The sequence below is a fragment of the Duganella sp. AC237 genome, assembly GCF_979254035.1.
Map to the genome: position 1 here is coordinate 6,460,705 of NZ_CEEDEW010000003.1, position 16,493 is coordinate 6,477,197.

The window sequence follows — 16,493 nt, forward strand, 5'->3', positions numbered from 1 at the left end:
TAAAGATAGATGTCGCTTACGGTCAGTGCCGCGCCCATTGCGGCCGGGCGCACAGTGACCAAGTAACTACAAAGACTTGCGGAGACTGACGGGAGGGATTTTCAACGCTTCGCGATATTTGGCAACAGTGCGTCGCGCAATCACCATGCCTTGTTCCCCCAGCATGTCCGCAATCTTACTGTCGGATAATGGATTTTTAGGGTCTTCAGCTCCTGTCAATTGCACAATGAGTGCCCGTATCGCCGTCGAACTTGCTTCACCGCCCGCTTCGGTGGCGACGTGGCTACCAAAGAAATATTTCAACTCAAACATGCCGTGCGGCGTCAGCATGTACTTTTGAGTCGTCACCCGAGAAATAGTGCTCTCGTGTAAACCCAGTGTATCAGCAATTTCGCGAAGCACAAGGGGGCGCATGGCAACGGCGCCGTGCGAGAAAAAGTTCTTTTGTCTTTCTACTATCGCCTGGGCCACGCGCAGAATGGTGTCGAAGCGCTGGCGCATATTCTTGATCAGCCACTTGGCCTCCTGCAGCTGCGCGCCCATCTGGCCCTCGCCCTTTCCCTGCTTGAGCAGGTTGGCGTACATCGCGTTGACCCGCAGGCGCGGCATGACGTCGTTGTTCAGGCTCACCTGCCAGCCGTTGCGCGCCTTCTTGACGATCACGTCCGGCACCACGTAGTCGGACACGTCGGACGCGAACGCCGAGCCCGGATGCGGATTGCACAGGCGGATGACGGCCTGCGCCTCGCGCAAATCCTCGTCGTCGCACACCAGCGCCTTTTTCAGCTTGTTGAAGTCGCGCTGGGCGAACCACGTCAAATGGTTCTCGACGATGGTCAGCGCCATGCGCCGCGTCACCAGGGCGATGCCCGGCAGGCGCTTGATCTGCAGCGCCAGGCATTCGGAGGCGTTGCGCGCGCCCACGCCCATCGGGTCGAAGCTTTGCAGCATCGACAACGCGGTGCGCAGCTCGTCGATGTCGACTTCCAGTTCCTCCGGCAGGCGCGCGTGGATTTCCTCCAGCGGCTCCTCCAGGTAGCCGTTCTCGTCGAGCGCGTCGATGATCAGCTCGACCAGCGCGCGGTCGCGCATCTCCAGCACCGTCACGCGCATCTGTTCCATCAGGTGCTCGCGCAGGGTGCAGTGGTTCGCTTCCAGTTGCGGACGCGCGTCCTCGTCGTCGGGGGCCTTGCTGCGGCCGGCGTCGCTCCAGTCGACATCGGCCTCGCTGCTGGTACTTTCGGTATCGGCGGCCGGGCCGTCGTAGGTGTCGGCGTCGGCCGGCGCGGGCGCATCCTGCTGGTTCGGCGGGCCTTCGGCGGGCGCTTCGCCGGCCGGCGCCTGCTGGCTGATGGCGCCGTCGGACAGCAGCCGCAGCGAACGGTCGAGCGGGTCGTCCAGGCGCTCGAGCAGGGGATTGTCGGTGAGCAGTTGCTCGAGCTCCTGGTGCAGCTCCAGCGTGGACAGCTGCAGCAGCCGGATCGACTGCTGCAGCTGGGGTGTCAGCGCGAGGTGCTGCGACGTGCGCAGTTGCAATGACTGTTTCATGGGGCGCGATTACATTCTGAAGTGTTCACCCAGGTACACGCGGCGGACCGACTCGTCGGCGATGATATCGTCCGGCCGGCCTGAAGCCAGAACCGAGCCCTGGTTGATGATATATGCGCGGTCGCAGATGCCCAGCGTCTCGCGCACATTGTGATCGGTAATGAGGACGCCGATATTGCGTTCCTTGAGGAAGCGCACGATGCGCTGGATCTCAATGACGGCAATCGGGTCGACCCCGGCGAAAGGTTCGTCCAGCAGCACGAAGCGCGGGTTGGTGGCCAGCGCGCGGGCGATCTCCACGCGGCGGCGCTCGCCGCCGGACAGCGACAGCGCCTGGTTTTCGCGCAGCTTTTCGATTTGCAGATCGGCCAGCAGGGTATTGAGCCGTTCATCGATGGCAGCCTTGGATAAAGGCTTGCCGTCCACTTTCTGGATTTCGAGGACGGCGCGGATATTCTCTTCCACGGTCAGCTTGCGGAACACCGAAGCCTCCTGTGGCAGGTACGACAGGCCGAGCGAGGCGCGGCGGTGGATCGGCAGCGAGGAGATGTCGACGCCGCTGATATCGATGGTGCCGGCGTCCGACGGCACCAGGCCGACGATCATGTAAAAGGAAGTGGTCTTGCCGGCGCCGTTGGGGCCGAGCAGGCCGACCACTTCGCCGCATTCGACCTGCAAGGACACGTCATGCACGACCTGGCGCTTGCCGTAGGTCTTCTGCAGGCCGCGTACGATCAGGGTGCTACCGCATGTTGGCTCCATGCTTATTTCCCCGCCGCTGGATTGGTGGCCGAAGCGGGCTGGGGAGTCTGCTTGGCCGACGGCTGGATCACCATCGTGCTGCGGCCGGCGCCGGGCTTGCTCTCGCCGCTGGCGGTATTTTTCACGGCGAAGAATTCGCGCCGGCTGTCATAGGAGATGAATTCGCCATCGACCTGGCTGGCGGTCTTGCTGCCTTCCAGTTTCTTGATCTGCGCCTTCGAGAACAGCTTGACCAGCTCGGTCTTGCCGTCGTATTCGATGCGGTCGGCGCGGCCATCGACCCACTGGTCGCCGGCGCCGTCGAGCTTCTGGCGGAACGTCGCCTGCACGCCCGGCGCGCCGGTCAGCACCACCAGCTGGTAGCCCTCGGGATCCTCGGTGACGACCGCCTTGGGCGACTTCATCAGCAAAGTGCCGCGGGTCAGCACGACGTTGCCGGTGAAGGTTTTGATCTGCTTGACGTCGTCGGCGTCGAGGTTGTCGAAGGAGATCTCGGTCGGCTTGTTGGAGTCGGCTTTTTCAGCGTGGGCCGCGCCCATCGCGGCCAGCAGCAGCGCGGCCGACAGTATCAGTTTTTTCATCATGGTGTCCTTCATATCTGTCTCTTGTCGTATCTTGTATTGATTTAGCGCGGCGCCTTGGGCGGCATCGTGATCGTTCCGCGTCCGCCCAGTTGCAGCTGGCGCGTGGCGTTATTGGTTTTCATGCCGGTGCCGCTGGAGGTCGTGCTGCCCAGCTTCATCTGCACCGGCGCCTTGGTTTCCATCCGTTCCTCGTCCGGGAACACGGTCAAGGTGCTGGTTTGCAGGCGCATCGCCTCGGCCTTGGGCGAAGCCGGCCGCACCACGTCGACGTTGCCGTTGAGCGTGACACGTGTGTTGTTCTGGTCGACCCGCGCGGTCTCGGCGTGAATCGTCATCGGCGGCTGCTGGCCCGACAGGCTGTTGAGGAACGGCTTGTCGATGTCGGACGAGTCGTCGATCGGGCGGTGCGTCAGCTTGTCGCCGGAGATGATGTAGGCCGGCTTGCCCTCCTTCGTCATGCGCACCAGGCTGAAGCGGTCGATGATGTAGTCCGGTTCGTTGAGGAACTGGTCCGCCTGCTGCTCCTGGCCGGACTGGTTGACAACCTGCACCAGCCAAAAGCTGCCGACGGCGACAAACACGCCGATGATCATCGTCAGCGTGAGCTGCCAGCGATGTGCTGTTCTTTTACGCATGATTACACTCCGTCACACCATGAACTGCGCCAGCACGCGCTCGTACGTGCCCTGCGCGTGCAGCAGCAGTTCGCACACTTCGCGCACCGCGCCGCGGCCGCCCTGCGCCACCGTCACGTGGTGGGCGCGCTCGAGCACTTCCTTGCGTCCGCCCGGCACCGCCACCGCGAAGCCGACCCGCGTCAGGATCGGCAGGTCGACGATGTCGTCGCCGATGAAGCCGACCTGTTCGGCCGTCAGGCCGGTCTTTTCCAGCAGCGCGTTGAACGGCGTCAGCTTGTCGTGGCCGCCCTGGTGCACAAAGCCGATGCCCAGGTCGGCGGCGCGCCTGGCCACCTGCGGGGAGATGCGCGCGCTGATGATGGCGGTCTGCACGCCGGACTCCTGCAGCAACTTGATGCCCAGGCCGTCATATACGTTAAAGGTCTTCAACGCTTCGCCCTCGGCGCCGTAGTGCAGGCTGCCGTCGGTGAGCACGCCGTCGACGTCGAAAATCATCAGTTTGACGCGCGCGGCGCGTTCCACATAAGTCAGCTCGGTCATCAAATCACCTTTGCTCGGGTCAGGTCGTGGATGTGCAGCGCGCCGACCAGCTTGCCGTCGGCGTCGGTCACCAGCATCTGGTTGATGCGGTACTGCTCCATCACGGCCACGGCGTCGACCGCCAGTTTTTCCGGCGAGATGCTGCGCGGATTCGGGTGCATCACGTCGCGGATCACCACCTTGGTGAAGTCCTGGACCTTCTCGATCATGCGGCGCAGGTCGCCGTCGGTGAACACACCGACCGGCTTGCCGTCGGCGTCGACGATGGCGGTCATGCCCATGCCTTTTTGCGTGATCTCCAGCAGCGCGTCGGTCAGTTTGACGTCGGCGCCGACCTTCGGCACGTCGTCGCCGCTGCGCATGACGTCGCGCACGTGCGTCAACAGGCGCCGGCCCAGCGCGCCGCCCGGATGGGAGCGCGCGAAATCTTCTTCGCGGAAGCCGCGCAGGTCCAGCAGCGCGACGGCCAGGGCGTCGCCCAGCGCCAGGGTGACCGTGGTCGACGTCGTCGGCGCCAGATTCATCGGGCAGGCTTCCTTGGCCACGGCCACGTTCAGGTGCACGTCGGCGATGCCGGCCAGGCTCGAGCCGGGCTTGCCGGTCATCGCGATGACCTTGCTGCCCATGCGTTTCACCACCGGCAGGATGGTCATCAGTTCGGCGCTCTCGCCGGAATACGAAATGGCGATGAAGGCGTCGTCGGCGGTGACCATGCCGAGGTCGCCGTGGGCCGCCTCGGCAGGATGCACGAACAGCGCCGGCGTGCCGGTCGAGGCCAGGGTCGCGGCGATCTTGCGGGCGATGTGGCCGGACTTGCCGATGCCCGACACCACCACCCTGCCCTTGCAGTTCAGCAACAGCTCGATGGCCCGCACGACGCTGTCGTCGTCGCCCAGGCGGGCGTTGAGCGCGGCGATGGCGTCGGCCTCGTTTTGCAACGTTTCACTTGCCAACCGCAACGCGTGCCCGGCCGTTTTTGCGTCAAAAGCTTTCAGCATTGTTTTTTCATGGGTTACACTCATACCCAAGTATAGCCGAATTGAGAAAGCAAAAAACTTGCCAGTCAAAACATAACGCCGGGCCTTGGCGACAAACAACTAAATATTATTTTACCGGCTATGTTGAAATGACGTTTTCACCCCTGGAATTGACCCTGATACTGCTCGGCAGCGCCGTATTGGGCGTGGTCGCTTTCCGCATGATGCACCTGCCGCCGATGCTCGGCTACCTGGCCGTCGGCATCCTGATCGGCCCCCACGCGCTGGGCTGGGCGGAGCAAAGCGAGGCGACCCACGGACTGGCCGAGTTCGGCGTGGTGTTCCTGATGTTCTCCATCGGCCTCGAGTTCTCGCTGCCCAAGCTGATGGCCATGCGCGGCATCGTCTTCGGGCTCGGCATGGCGCAGGTGGTGTGCACCATCGGCGCCACCATGCTGTTCGGCTGGACTATCGCCACCCAATTGCCCCCCTCCCTACAAATCAGCTGGCAAGCCTCGTTCGCGCTCGGTGGCGCGCTGGCGATGTCCTCGACCGCCATCGTGGTCAAGATGCTGACCGAGCGGCTTGAGCTTGAAAGCGAACACGGCCGCAAGATCATCGGTATCCTGCTGTTCCAGGATCTGGCCGTGGTGCCGCTGCTGATCCTGATCCCGTCGCTGGGCCAGCGCCCCGACGCGCTGGTCGAGACCCTGGCCTGGGCCGGCGTCAAGGCGGTCATCGTGCTGGCGCTGCTGTTGTTCGTCGGCCACCGGCTCATGCGCGGCTGGTTCACCATCGTCGTCAAGCGCCGCTCGCAGGAGCTGTTCATGCTCAACCTGCTCTTGATCACCTTGGGCGCGGCCTGGATCACCGAGCGCGCCGGGCTGTCGCTCGCGCTGGGCGCCTTCGTGGCCGGCATGCTCATTTCCGAGACCGAATACCGGCACCAGGTGGAGGAGGACATCAAGCCCTTCCGCGACGTGCTGCTGGGGCTGTTCTTCATCACGATCGGCATGCTGTTGAACGTGCGCCTGGTGCTGGAGAACTGGTGGCTGGTGCTGGTGTTGCTGGGCGGCCCGGTGCTGCTCAAGTTCGCGCTGATCGCCGGCCTGGCCAAGCTGTTCGGCTCGTCGGACGGCGTCTCGATGCGCACCGGCCTGGCGCTGGCGCAGGCCGGCGAGTTCGGCTTCGTGCTGCTCAACCTGGCCGGCGGCAGCAAGCTGATGGACCCGTTCATCATCCAGGTGGTGCTGGCGTCGATGGTGCTGTCGATGCTGGTGGCGCCGTTGATCATCGCCAAATCGGACCAGATCGTCATGAAGGTGTCGAGCAACGAATGGATGATGCAATCCCTGGCGCTGACCAAGATCGCCAGCCGCACCATGTCCACCAGCAAGCACGTGATCGTGGCCGGCTTCGGGCGCAGCGGCCAGAGCCTGGCAACCCTGCTGAGCGAGGAAAACATCGAATACCACGCGCTCGACCTCGACCCCGAGCGGGTGCAGGAGGCGCAGGCGGCCGGACGGCAAGTGTCGTACGGCGACGCCGCGCGGCGCGAGAGCCTGATCGCGGCCGGCATCTACCGCGCCAGCGCGGTGGTGATCACCTACGCCAGCACGCCGTCGGCGCTCAAGGTGCTGCACCTGGTGCACGAGCTGGCGCCGACGTTGCCGGTGATCGTGCGCGCGCACGACGACACCGACCTCGACCGGCTCAAGGCGGCCGGCGCGGCCGAGGTGGTGCCGGAATTGATGGAGGGCAGCCTGATGCTGGCCTCGCACGCGCTGGTGATGCTGGGTGTGCCGCTGCGGCGCGTGGTGCACCGGGTGCAGGCCGCGCGCGAGGAACGCTACGCGTCGCTGCGCGGCTACTTCCGCGGCGTCAGCGACGCCGGCGAGGACGCCGACCTGGAGCGGCTACACTCGGTCACGCTGGACGGCGGCGCCACCGCAGTCGGCCGCGCGCTCGGCGAGCTCGACGTCGCCGGCTCGGGCGCCGAGGTGACCACCATCCGGCGCGGCAAGGCCCAGCTCGACGCGGGGCCGGACACGGTGCTGGAGGCGGGCGATGTGGTGGTGGTGCGCGGCGTGGCCGACGCCGTCGCGCGGGCGGAGAGCCGGTTGCTGCGCTAGCGCCGCCCTAGGCACTGCCGCGCTTACGATCCCGTTGGCGTGCTTGATCTTATCGATAGACCTCGCGCCGGTTGCCAAGGCTCAGGACAGTGATCACGATCTGCTTGTCCTGTATTTCGCATATGACGCGCCAGTCGCCGACCCGGTATTTCCAGAACTCCCCCAATGCCCCTCCCCGGAGCGCTTCGCCGATGGCACGTGGATCGTCCAGAACGGCCACCCGCTCGCGCAAGAAGTTAAGGATGCGTTGCGCGACCGGGCGATCAAGTTTTCCGAGCTGTTTCTCGGCGGTGGCCGAAATGTCAATCCGCCAGACCAAGCCGCGCCTCGACCTCGGTGAGCGTAGCGGTCTGCTCTTCTCCGGTACGGATGCGCTGGGAGACCTGCTCGGCCAGATACCGATCCTCTAAATCGCCGAGATACTCCAAGATCGCTTCACGGGCGTAAAAGGACTTACTGCGCCCGGTACGCTTGGCCAGATCGTCGAGCCGGGCCTCGATATCTTGCGGTAGGCGAATTGCCAGCATCGCGCACTCCTCAGGTGGGTGTGAATGTGAATCATCGATTCCTTCGGAAGTATAGCAGTGGATCGGGTGACAAAAATCGCCTCCCACTGGCTTATCCAGCCGCCGCCGGGGCCACGCTGACCACGCGGTTGCGGCCGGCGTCCTTGGCAGCGTAAAGCAGGCTGTCGGCCCGGGCCACCCAGTCGCGCGCCACGGCCACCGGGTCGCCCTCGGTGTCGCCGGGGTTGAGGCAGGCCACGCCGATCGACACCGTCACCGACAGTTGCAGCGACGGCGACAGCGCGATCATCGTGCCGGCCACGCTCGAGCGGATGCGCTCGGCGACGAAGGCGGCGCTTTCCAGATTGGCGTCGATCAGCAGCACGACGAACTCCTCGCCGCCGAAGCGGGCCAGCGCGTCCGAGGCGCGCAGCTCGTTCTTGATGCGGGTGGCCACCTCGCGCAGCACCTCGTCGCCGCCGCCGTGGCCGACGGTGTCGTTGACGCGCTTGAAATGGTCGATGTCGATGTACATGAACGAGATCGGATACGACTGGCGCCGCGCGCGGGCGATCTCCTCGAGCAGCCGGCGGTCGATGTAGCGGCGGTTGTAGACGCCGGTCAGCGAGTCGGTCAGGCCGATGTACTTGAGCATCTCGTTACTGATGACGTTTTCCAGGCAGATGGCGATGATCGACGCCATATGCTCGATGAAGTCGGTGCCCAGGCTGGGCGTGAAGCGGGTCGGATCGCGGCTGCCAAGGTTGAGGCTGCCGATGACCCGTTTGTTGCGCAGCAGCGGCACCAGCGCCACGCTTTGCAGCCCGGCCGGCGCGTTGGGGAACGGCAGCGCGTGGCGCTGCGCGTCGTACATGCCCAACAGCGGCTTGGGTGGCGCCGCGCCCGGGCCGCGCTGGCCCAGGTCGAAACCGAGGCCGTCGAGCTCCTCGACGAAGATCAGGTCGGGAAAATCGGCGAACACCACATCGAGCTTGAGCATGACCTCGCGGATGTCGGCACCCTCGTCGACCAGGGTCAGGGTCACGCTGTCAAGCTCGGAGATCACTGGCAACACGCGGAAGATGGTGCCGACCAGCTCGGGGAAATTGGGGGCGCCCACGATGTTCAGGTCGAACGCCTGGTGGCGCGTCATGATCGAGTGGTTGCGTTCGGCCTGTTCCAGCAGATACGCCATGCGTGCCCGCAGAGCCTGGTTTTCGGCCGCCAGATCGTTCGCGCGCGTTGCGTGGTCGGTCGGCGTCGTTACTTTGCCAGTGGCGGTTTGCGTCATAATTGCCCTTACTGTTCACCCGGTTTCATGTCATTGCAACATTACGCCAAGTTGCGCCGCTTGGGAATGCCCTGGACGGCCCAAGTGCATTAAAACGCCAGTGTAACGACGATTTCCTGACCAACGCGCACGCGTTGGCCTTCGCCGGTGATCAGGATGCTGTTCATGCCGAAGCAGACGGCGCCGTCGAGTTCGGGCTTGGCGCGGTAGCCTTGCATCAGGTCGAGCGGGTTGGGGCCGAACACGCCGGTGGCCTGGTCGATCGACGGCATCGGGCAGCGCGGGCACGGTTTGACCGGTTTGAGCAGCGCGTCGCCCATCTGGAACGACTCGGCGTAGTCCTCCTCGAAGGCCTCGATGCCGCCGATGACGAGGTTGGGCCGGAAACGGTTCATCGGGATCGCCGCGCGGCCGGCGGCACGCAGCTTGTCGTTGAGGTCGTCCAAAGACGACTCGCCCACCACCAGGATCGGATAGCCGTCCGAAAACAAGGTGGTGGCCGGCACCCCCTTGGTCCAAGTCTCGCTGACGGCGCGGGTGGCGTTGGCGTGGAAGCGCGCCAGGCGGCACGGCACGCCGATGGCCTTGGTGAACCATTCGGCGGTCAGGTCGTCGCAGTCGTAGGCCAGGATGGTGTGGTCCCAGATTTGCGTAGACAGGGTCGGCGCCGAATCGGGGTCGGGCAGGCCGAGCGGAATCTCCAGGCGCAGCATGCCGGGCGCGCGCAACTCGAGCGTGTTGGCTTTCAGCGTGGGAGTGATGAGCGCCATGCGCGGGTGCTCGCGCTGCGTCATGACCACGGAGTCCTCGTCGACGACCATCCATTCGCGGTCGTAGATCTTCTCGGTCATCAGCCCCGCCGTGGTCAGCGTGGCGTCCTGCAACGCCACGCCGGCGCAGGATTTGATCGGATACAGCGTGAGGGCGGAAAGGATGGGCATGATGAGGCGACTACCTTAATGGGCGGCGTCCGCCGCACCGGTTAATAAGATCATAACATTGTCATTATACGATCCATAGCCGCCCCTTGCCGGGCCTTGCCGATTACTCGCCGATTACTCCCCGGACTCGGCGGCGGCCTTCGGGGCGCGTGGCTTGCGCGGCGCCCTTGGCTTGGCGGGCTTGGCCGGCGCGGCTTGCGTCGCTTCGGCCTCGACCACCACCGGCGCGACCGGCTCCACGGAGATCGCGGCCGGCTCGGCGGCGCCCGCCGTTGCGGCATTGCGACCCTTGCCGCCTTTGGCGCCCTTGGCCGGCTTGCCCTCTTCCGCTTGCGGTTTGGCCGCGGCCTTGACCTTGCGGGCGGGCGGCTTGGCGCCGCTTTTCTTTTTCGCCGGCGCGATCGCTTCGGCTGGCGCGTCCTGGACCGCATCAGCGTCGGCTTCGGCAACCGGCGGCTGGACCGGCTGATCGACCGCCATCTCCGTCATTTCGGTCACGACCGGCGCCTCGGCGGCGGCGACAGCGCCTTGGCCGCCATGGCGCTCGTTCTGCTTGCGGCCGCCGCGGTTGCCGCGTCCACGGCCGCGATTGCGGTCAGATTCCGGCTGGGCCGAAGGCTGCGCTTCCGGCGCGTTGTCGGACTGGTCGGACTGGTCGGAGGCTGCTTCCGGCGCGCTCTGCCACGCGGCATAGGCCTCCACCACCGGGGCACTGTCGTCCGCGTCGGCGTCGTCGGTGTTGCGATCGTCGGCGTCCGGGTGCGCGTGCGCCTGTTGCGCCAGGCGCTCGGCCTGGCGTTCGGCGAAGCGTTCGGCGGCGGTGCGGCCACGGCCACGGCTGCGGCGCGACTCCTGCTTGCCGCCTTCCTGCGCCTCGGCGCCGACATTGTCGGACGCCTGCGTCTCGCCGGCGCCCTGCAGCGCGCCGTTGGACGAGCCGCTGCTGCGGTACACATAGGCGCCGGATTTTTCATCGCGGCCGAATTCGAGCAGGCCGCGCGCCTTGCATTCCTCGATCAGGTTGCCGAAGGTGCGGAAACCATAATAGGATTCGCTGAAGTCCGGCTTGCGGCGCTTGATCGCCTCCTTCAGCACGGATGCCCAGATCTTGCCGCTGTCGCCGCGTTCGAGCACCAGCGCCTCGAAGGTGTTGACGGCGATTTCCACGGCCTGGTTGCGGCGCTTGTCCATCTCTTCGCGGCGGCCGCGCTCCTCTTCCGGCGAACGCTTGACGGCCGGCTTGCTGGCCTCGCCTGCATCGCGCTTGGCGCGGCGGCTCTCGCGCACCAGGTCATCGTAGAAAATGAATTCGTCGCAGTTGGCCACCAGCAAGTCGGAGGTCGACTGCTTGACGCCGACGCCGATCACCTTCTTGGCGTTCTCGCGCAGCTTCGACACCAGCGGCGAAAAATCGGAATCGCCCGAGATGATGACAAAGGTGTCGACATGCGACTTGGTGTAGCACAAGTCGAGCGCGTCGACGACCATGCGGATGTCGGCCGAGTTCTTGCCGGACTGGCGCACGTGCGGGATCTCGATCAGCTCGAAGTTGGCCTCGTGCATCGGCGCCTTGAACGCCTTGTAGCGGTCCCAGTCGCAATACGCCTTCTTGACCACGATGCTGCCCTTGAGCAGCAGACGCTCCAGCACCGGCTTGATGTCGAACTTGTCGTAATTGGCGTCGCGCACACCGAGCGCCACGTTTTCAAAATCGCAGAACAGCGCCATGCTGACGTTATCGTTGGAAGAAGCCATGAAGAGTAATTTTTTTCTAGTGAAGGAATGAGGCGGGCGTGAAAAGCGGACGCAGGCAATCCGACGATTATACCCAACAACTGCTTGCGCACGGCGAATAGCCGTGTGGGCCGCAGTGGCGATCAAAAGAAGTCGTCTTCGCGCTGGTGCCGCACCGCGAGCACTGTGACCGTCTGCGCGTTGTCTATTTCGAACAATGCGACGTATCCGGCGGAGCCGAATGGGATGACAAGCTCGCGCAGGAAGGGGTTATCAACCGTGGCTTTGCGGTAACTAAAAGGCGAACGCTCAAGGCTTTGAATGGCATTTCTAATAGCTTGCAAGGCCCGCTCACCCAGTGACCAGTCGGTCTGATCACGCTCGAGAATATACTCATACAAGCGAACCAAATCGCTCTCCGCCTGCGGCGTAAAGCGAACTGTGAAAGTCACTTCCCAGCCTTTGCTTTGTCAAGCATCGATTCTAACCGGTCAAGGACCGCATTCGAATCAATATATACGCCAGTCAGGGACGACTCATCGCGAGACGCCAGCCCGCGCGCGAGAAACTCTTTCTGCCGCTGACGTCGGCTAACGCTGTCTCGTACCGACTGCTCGACAAAACTCGATAGCGTTTCTCCTTTTTCCAAGCTTTCTTCTGCGGCTTGCCGCAATTCAGCATCCAAGCGCAACGATGCAAAAGTGGCCGTTTTCATGTGTATCTCCTGATTGAGTCCACATCATTCTGGCGAGCTTCCCATCGTCCCGCAAGCTGTTTCAGGAGAATCAGGTCAGCAGCAAGCGCACTCGAAAAAAAACCGCGAATTTCGCGGTTTTCGGAGGGCATCGCTGCCGTTTAAACGTTGAACAGGAAGTTCAGCACGTCGCCATCCTTGACCACGTATTCCTTGCCCTCGGCGCGCATCTTGCCCGCCTCCTTGGCGCCGCCCTCGCCCTTGTACTGGATGTAGTCGTCGTAGGCGATGGTTTGCGCGCGGATGAAGCCGCGTTCGAAGTCGGTGTGGATGACGCCGGCCGCCTGCGGCGCGGTGTCGCCGATGTGGATGGTCCAGGCGCGCACTTCCTTGACGCCGGCCGTGAAGTAGGTCTGCAGGCCCAGCAGGTTGTAGGCGGCGCGGATCAGGCGGTCCAGGCCCGGCTCTTCCATGCCCATGTCGTTGAGGAACTCGGTCTTGTCGGCATCGTCCAGGTCGGCGATCTCGGCTTCGATCGAGGCGCAGATGGCGACGATCGGCGCGTTCTGGGTGGCGGCGTAGGCGGTCAGCTGGTCGAGCAGCGGATTGTTGGTGAAGCCGGTGTCGGAGACGTTGGCGACGTACATGGCCGGCTTGGCGGTGATCAGGCACAGCGGCTTGATCAGGGCCATCTCGTCGGCGTCCAGGCCCATGGCGCGCACCGGCTTGGCTTCGTTCAGGTGCGGCACGATGCGCTCCATGATGGCCAGCAGCTTGGCCGCGTCCTTGTCGCCGGAGCGGGCTTTCTTGTTTTCGCGGTGGATAGCTTTTTCCACGGTGCCCAGGTCGGCCAGCGCCAGCTCGGTCTGGATGACTTCGATGTCGTCCAGCGGGCTGACCTTGCCGGACACGTGGATCACGTTGTCGTCCTCGAAGCAGCGCACGACGTTGACGATGGCGTCGGTTTCGCGGATGTGCGACAGGAACTGGTTGCCCAGGCCTTCGCCCTGCGACGCGCCGGCCACCAAGCCGGCGATGTCGACGAATTCGACGATGGCGTTGACCATGCGTTCCGGTTTGACGATTTCGGCCAGCGCGGCCATGCGCGGATCCGGCACTTCGACCACGCCGACGTTCGGCTCGATGGTGCAGAACGGATAGTTTTCAGCCGGGATGCCGGCTTTGGTCAGGGCGTTGAAGAGGGTGGACTTGCCGACGTTGGGCAGGCCGACGATGCCGCATTGGAGACTCATGGAAAACCTTTAATAATCAAATGTTGCCGGCGAGCGGCTGGTGAAAAACGGCCGACGCGGGCGTTTTCTGAATATTCCTGCTATTTAAAGCGTTCAAGGATCAATTGTACCTCCCCCGCCCCCAGTCATCAAAAAAACAGGCCCAAAGCCGGCCGCTTCATGCATTCCAGGAACAATTGCTTACATTTGATACGAAATCTGCGTCAGTCGGATTCGGGGCCAGCGCGTTAGTTGCTTGTAGTCAAACAAGCCACTCAACACATAAAAGGTAGAAAAATGAATAACACATCCAATTCCAAGCTGCACCCGATGATCATGGCCGCTGCGGCCGCCGTTGTGCTGGTGAGTGGCGTCGGCGTCGCCGCCATCATGGGCTGGCTGCCTTCCTCGAACTCCCAGAACCAGGATCCGTCGCTGGCGCCCAACGGCCAGCCGCTGGTGACGCAAACCGCGCCGGCCGCGCCAGGTCGCGAGCAGGTGCGCGAACCGGTGCGTGAACAAGTCCGCGAGCCGGTCCGGGAACGCGAGCCAGTGCGCGAAGTCGTGCGCGACAAGCCGGTCGTCAAACACACCCCGGTCAAGAGCGCGCCGGCGGTATGCAACAACTGCGGCGTGATCGAAGCCGTCAACGAAATCGAAACCCGTGCCGAGGGCAGCGGCGTGGGCGCGGTGGGCGGCGCGCTGGTGGGCGGCCTGCTGGGTAATCAGGTTGGCGGCGGCAACGGGCGCAAACTGGCCACCGTGGCCGGCGCCATCGGCGGTGCAGTCGCCGGCAACCAGATTGAAGGGCGCGTCAAAGCCAACAAGAGCTACGACATCGTGGTGCGCATGAACGACGGTTCGGTACGCAAGTTCCACCAGACTGAGCAACCATCGTGGCACCAGGGCGACGACGTGCGCGTGGTCGACGGCGGCCTGCGTGCAAACTAAACGTCCGGGCATGCGGGCGATGTCCCGGCGAATTGTTTAGTGCTAGACTTCCTGGCGAACGATTGTCCACGTCAAGATAAGCCGCCCGATGGCGGCTTATCTGCTTACCAGGAAATGTCTATGCCCCACACCCGTTGCCGCGCCTCGCTGCGGACTTCCGCGCTGATCGCCACCCTCCTTTGCGCCGGCGTCGGCATGTTGCCGGCCCAGGCCGCGCAAACATCCACTGAGCAAGCCAGCCAGGCGCAGAAACAGCTGGCCAAGCTGGCGGCGGCGTTCCACACCGCGCGCTGCAAATTCGATCCGCTGCTGTTTGCCACCGCCAACGGCGACAGCCGCTACAACGATCAAATCGGCCTGGCCATTTCTCCCGCCGTGCGCGCCGCCCAGTTCACGCAGTACCGCCAGATGCAAAAGCAGTTGATGGCCGTGCGGCGCGACCAGCTCGGCGAACCGGACCAGCTGACCTACGACCTGCTGTCCTACGAACTCAATAACGCGATGCAGCTGGAGTCCTTCCCGGAACATCTGCTGCCGCTCAACCAGTTCGACAACGTCCCCAGCACCTTGGCCAATTATGCCGACGGCACCGGCTCGCAGCCGCTGGGCACGGTCGCGCAGTACCAGGCCTACCTGAGCCGGCTGAAACAGTTGCCGGTCTGGATAGACCAGGCCATCGCCAACATGAAGCAAGGCATTCGCGCCGGCGTCGTGCAGCCGAAGGCGATTACGGTGGCGATGCTGCCGCAGTTCCAGAACCTGCGCGCGGCCACGCCGGAGACGAGCGTCTACTATTCGCCCATCACGCGCATGCCGGCGCAGTTCTCGGCCGCCGACAAGCAAAGGCTGACGACGGCCTACCTGAACACGGTCGATACCAGGATCGCCCCGGCGCTGACCCGCCTGGTGGATTTCCTGCAGAATGAATACCTGCCGGCCAGCCGCGCCAGCACCGGCTGGAACGCCCTGCCGAACGGCGCCGCGTGGTACGCCGCCCGCATCAAGGACAGCACCAACCTGCCGCTGACGCCGGACGCGGTGCACGCGCTGGGACTGAAGGAAGTGGCGCGCATCCAGCAGCAGTTGACGGCGCTGGGCCCCAAGCTGGGCTACGACGGCCCCGAAAAGCAGTTGCCGCAATGGATGGCGGCGCAACAGAAGTTCAAGATCTTCACCACCGACGAGCAGGTGCTGGACGCCTACCGCACGCTCTACGCGACGGTGCAGGCCAAGCTGCCGACCTACTTCAGCCTGATCCCGAAAGGGAAGATGGAATTGCATCTGGAACCGGAGTTGACGCGCGCGACCGCCTCCGACCACTACACCCCGCCAGCGGCGGACGGCTCGCATCCGGGCGTGTTCTGGCCGGTGGTCAACGATCCGAAGCAGTACAGCCGGGTCGACATGGTCAGCCTGTTCCTGCATGAGGGCGTGCCTGACCACCACCTGCACGGCGCGCTGTTGAAAGAGTTGGACCTGCCGGACTTCCGCAAGTTCAGCACCGAAAACCCCAACAGCGCGGCCTACACCGAAGGCTGGGCCTTGTATTCGGAGACCCTGGGCCGCGAGCTGGGCCTGTATGACGATCCGGTCGCCTACTACGGCCACTTGAACGCCGAGATGCTGCGCGCCGCGCGCCTGGTGGTCGACACCGGCATGCACGCCAAGGGCTGGACCCGCGAACAGGCGATCGCCTATCTGGCCGAGACGCTGGGCTGGAGCGAGGCGCGCGCCAAGAACCAGATCGAGCGCTACATGGTGTGGCCGGCGCAGGCGCTGAGCTACAAGATCGGCTCGCTGAAAATCCTGGAACTGCGCGCGCGGGCGCAGGCGGCGCTGGGCGACAAGTTCAGCTACCAGAAATTCCACCAGGTGGTGATCGGCGACGGCACCTTGCCGCTGCCGATCCTGGAGGCGCGTGTCGACAAATGGATCGCCGCCAGCAAATAAACAGGCGGCCCGG

At 64.2% G+C, this 16,493-nt stretch carries 17 protein-coding genes; 3 read left to right on the plus strand and 14 right to left on the minus strand.

Annotated elements, in window-relative coordinates:
• Positions 1–66 precede the first annotated feature (66 nt).
• From AC0IYS_RS28495 to AC0IYS_RS28520, 6 genes are read right to left on the minus strand one after another with little or no spacing between them, the layout of a single operon-like run.
• The gene (locus AC0IYS_RS28495; protein ID WP_471708347.1) at positions 67–1,548 is read right to left on the minus strand and encodes an RNA polymerase factor sigma-54; all 1,482 of its coding nucleotides are present in this window, start codon (positions 1,546–1,548) and stop codon (positions 67–69) included.
• A 9-nt stretch (positions 1,549–1,557) separates the two neighbouring features.
• A complete protein-coding gene (gene lptB, locus AC0IYS_RS28500) occupies positions 1,558–2,310 on the minus strand; it encodes an LPS export ABC transporter ATP-binding protein (protein ID WP_315219209.1) in 753 nt (250 codons plus the stop codon).
• A 2-nt stretch (positions 2,311–2,312) separates the two neighbouring features.
• Positions 2,313–2,906, minus strand: a complete 594-nt coding sequence (gene lptA / locus AC0IYS_RS28505) for a lipopolysaccharide transport periplasmic protein LptA (RefSeq protein ID WP_471708348.1) — start codon at positions 2,904–2,906, stop codon at positions 2,313–2,315.
• A gap of 29 nt (positions 2,907–2,935) precedes the next feature.
• Positions 2,936–3,529 (minus strand): LPS export ABC transporter periplasmic protein LptC, encoded by a 594-nt coding sequence (gene lptC, locus AC0IYS_RS28510; RefSeq protein ID WP_471708349.1) that lies wholly within the window; start codon positions 3,527–3,529, stop codon positions 2,936–2,938.
• A 12-nt stretch (positions 3,530–3,541) separates the two neighbouring features.
• Positions 3,542–4,072 carry a KdsC family phosphatase gene (locus AC0IYS_RS28515; RefSeq protein ID WP_471708350.1) on the minus strand — a complete coding sequence of 177 codons (531 nt, stop codon included), beginning with the start codon at positions 4,070–4,072 and terminating at the stop codon, positions 3,542–3,544.
• On the minus strand, positions 4,072–5,070 hold the full coding sequence (locus tag AC0IYS_RS28520; RefSeq protein WP_471708351.1) for a KpsF/GutQ family sugar-phosphate isomerase: 999 nt from the start codon (positions 5,068–5,070) through the stop codon (positions 4,072–4,074). Before AC0IYS_RS28520 ends, AC0IYS_RS28515 begins: the two co-directional genes overlap by 1 nt.
• A gap of 128 nt (positions 5,071–5,198) precedes the next feature.
• On the opposite strand from AC0IYS_RS28520, the gene AC0IYS_RS28525 reads away from it, so the two are divergent.
• Positions 5,199–7,181: a monovalent cation:proton antiporter family protein gene (locus AC0IYS_RS28525; RefSeq protein ID WP_471708352.1), complete on the plus strand. Its 1,983-nt coding sequence runs from the start codon at positions 5,199–5,201 to the stop codon at positions 7,179–7,181.
• A gap of 49 nt (positions 7,182–7,230) precedes the next feature.
• On the opposite strand, the gene AC0IYS_RS28530 is transcribed toward AC0IYS_RS28525, so the two are convergent.
• The 8 genes from AC0IYS_RS28530 to ychF form a co-directional block, all read right to left on the minus strand.
• Positions 7,231–7,500 carry a type II toxin-antitoxin system RelE family toxin gene (locus AC0IYS_RS28530; RefSeq protein ID WP_471708353.1) on the minus strand — a complete coding sequence of 90 codons (270 nt, stop codon included), beginning with the start codon at positions 7,498–7,500 and terminating at the stop codon, positions 7,231–7,233.
• Complete coding sequence (gene relB, locus AC0IYS_RS28535; protein ID WP_471708354.1) at positions 7,484–7,708, minus strand: type II toxin-antitoxin system RelB family antitoxin; 225 nt, start codon at positions 7,706–7,708, stop codon at positions 7,484–7,486. Before relB ends, AC0IYS_RS28530 begins: the two co-directional genes overlap by 17 nt.
• A gap of 91 nt (positions 7,709–7,799) precedes the next feature.
• A complete protein-coding gene (locus AC0IYS_RS28540; RefSeq protein ID WP_471708355.1) occupies positions 7,800–8,978 on the minus strand; it encodes a GGDEF domain-containing protein in 1,179 nt (392 codons plus the stop codon).
• Positions 8,979–9,067: 89 nt separating this feature from the next.
• Complete coding sequence (locus AC0IYS_RS28545; protein ID WP_471708356.1) at positions 9,068–9,919, minus strand: MOSC domain-containing protein; 852 nt, start codon at positions 9,917–9,919, stop codon at positions 9,068–9,070.
• 114 nt (positions 9,920–10,033) lie between these two features.
• Positions 10,034–11,674: an NYN domain-containing protein gene (locus AC0IYS_RS28550; protein ID WP_471708357.1), complete on the minus strand. Its 1,641-nt coding sequence runs from the start codon at positions 11,672–11,674 to the stop codon at positions 10,034–10,036.
• 122 nt (positions 11,675–11,796) lie between these two features.
• Positions 11,797–12,105, minus strand: coding sequence for a type II toxin-antitoxin system RelE/ParE family toxin (locus AC0IYS_RS28555; RefSeq protein WP_471708358.1), 309 nt, complete (start codon positions 12,103–12,105; stop codon positions 11,797–11,799).
• A complete protein-coding gene (locus AC0IYS_RS28560; protein ID WP_471708359.1) occupies positions 12,102–12,368 on the minus strand; it encodes a YlcI/YnfO family protein in 267 nt (88 codons plus the stop codon). The genes AC0IYS_RS28555 and AC0IYS_RS28560 overlap by 4 nt, the downstream gene beginning before the upstream one ends.
• 140 nt (positions 12,369–12,508) lie before the next feature.
• A complete protein-coding gene (gene ychF / locus AC0IYS_RS28565; RefSeq protein WP_471708360.1) occupies positions 12,509–13,600 on the minus strand; it encodes a redox-regulated ATPase YchF in 1,092 nt (363 codons plus the stop codon).
• A 276-nt stretch (positions 13,601–13,876) separates the two neighbouring features.
• Between ychF and AC0IYS_RS28570 the strand changes: the two genes are divergently transcribed.
• Positions 13,877–14,530 (plus strand): glycine zipper 2TM domain-containing protein, encoded by a 654-nt coding sequence (locus AC0IYS_RS28570; RefSeq protein WP_471708361.1) that lies wholly within the window; start codon positions 13,877–13,879, stop codon positions 14,528–14,530.
• Positions 14,531–14,650: 120 nt separating this feature from the next.
• On the plus strand, positions 14,651–16,480 hold the full coding sequence (locus AC0IYS_RS28575; protein WP_471708362.1) for a DUF885 domain-containing protein: 1,830 nt from the start codon (positions 14,651–14,653) through the stop codon (positions 16,478–16,480).
• The last annotated feature ends 13 nt before the right edge of the window (positions 16,481–16,493 follow it).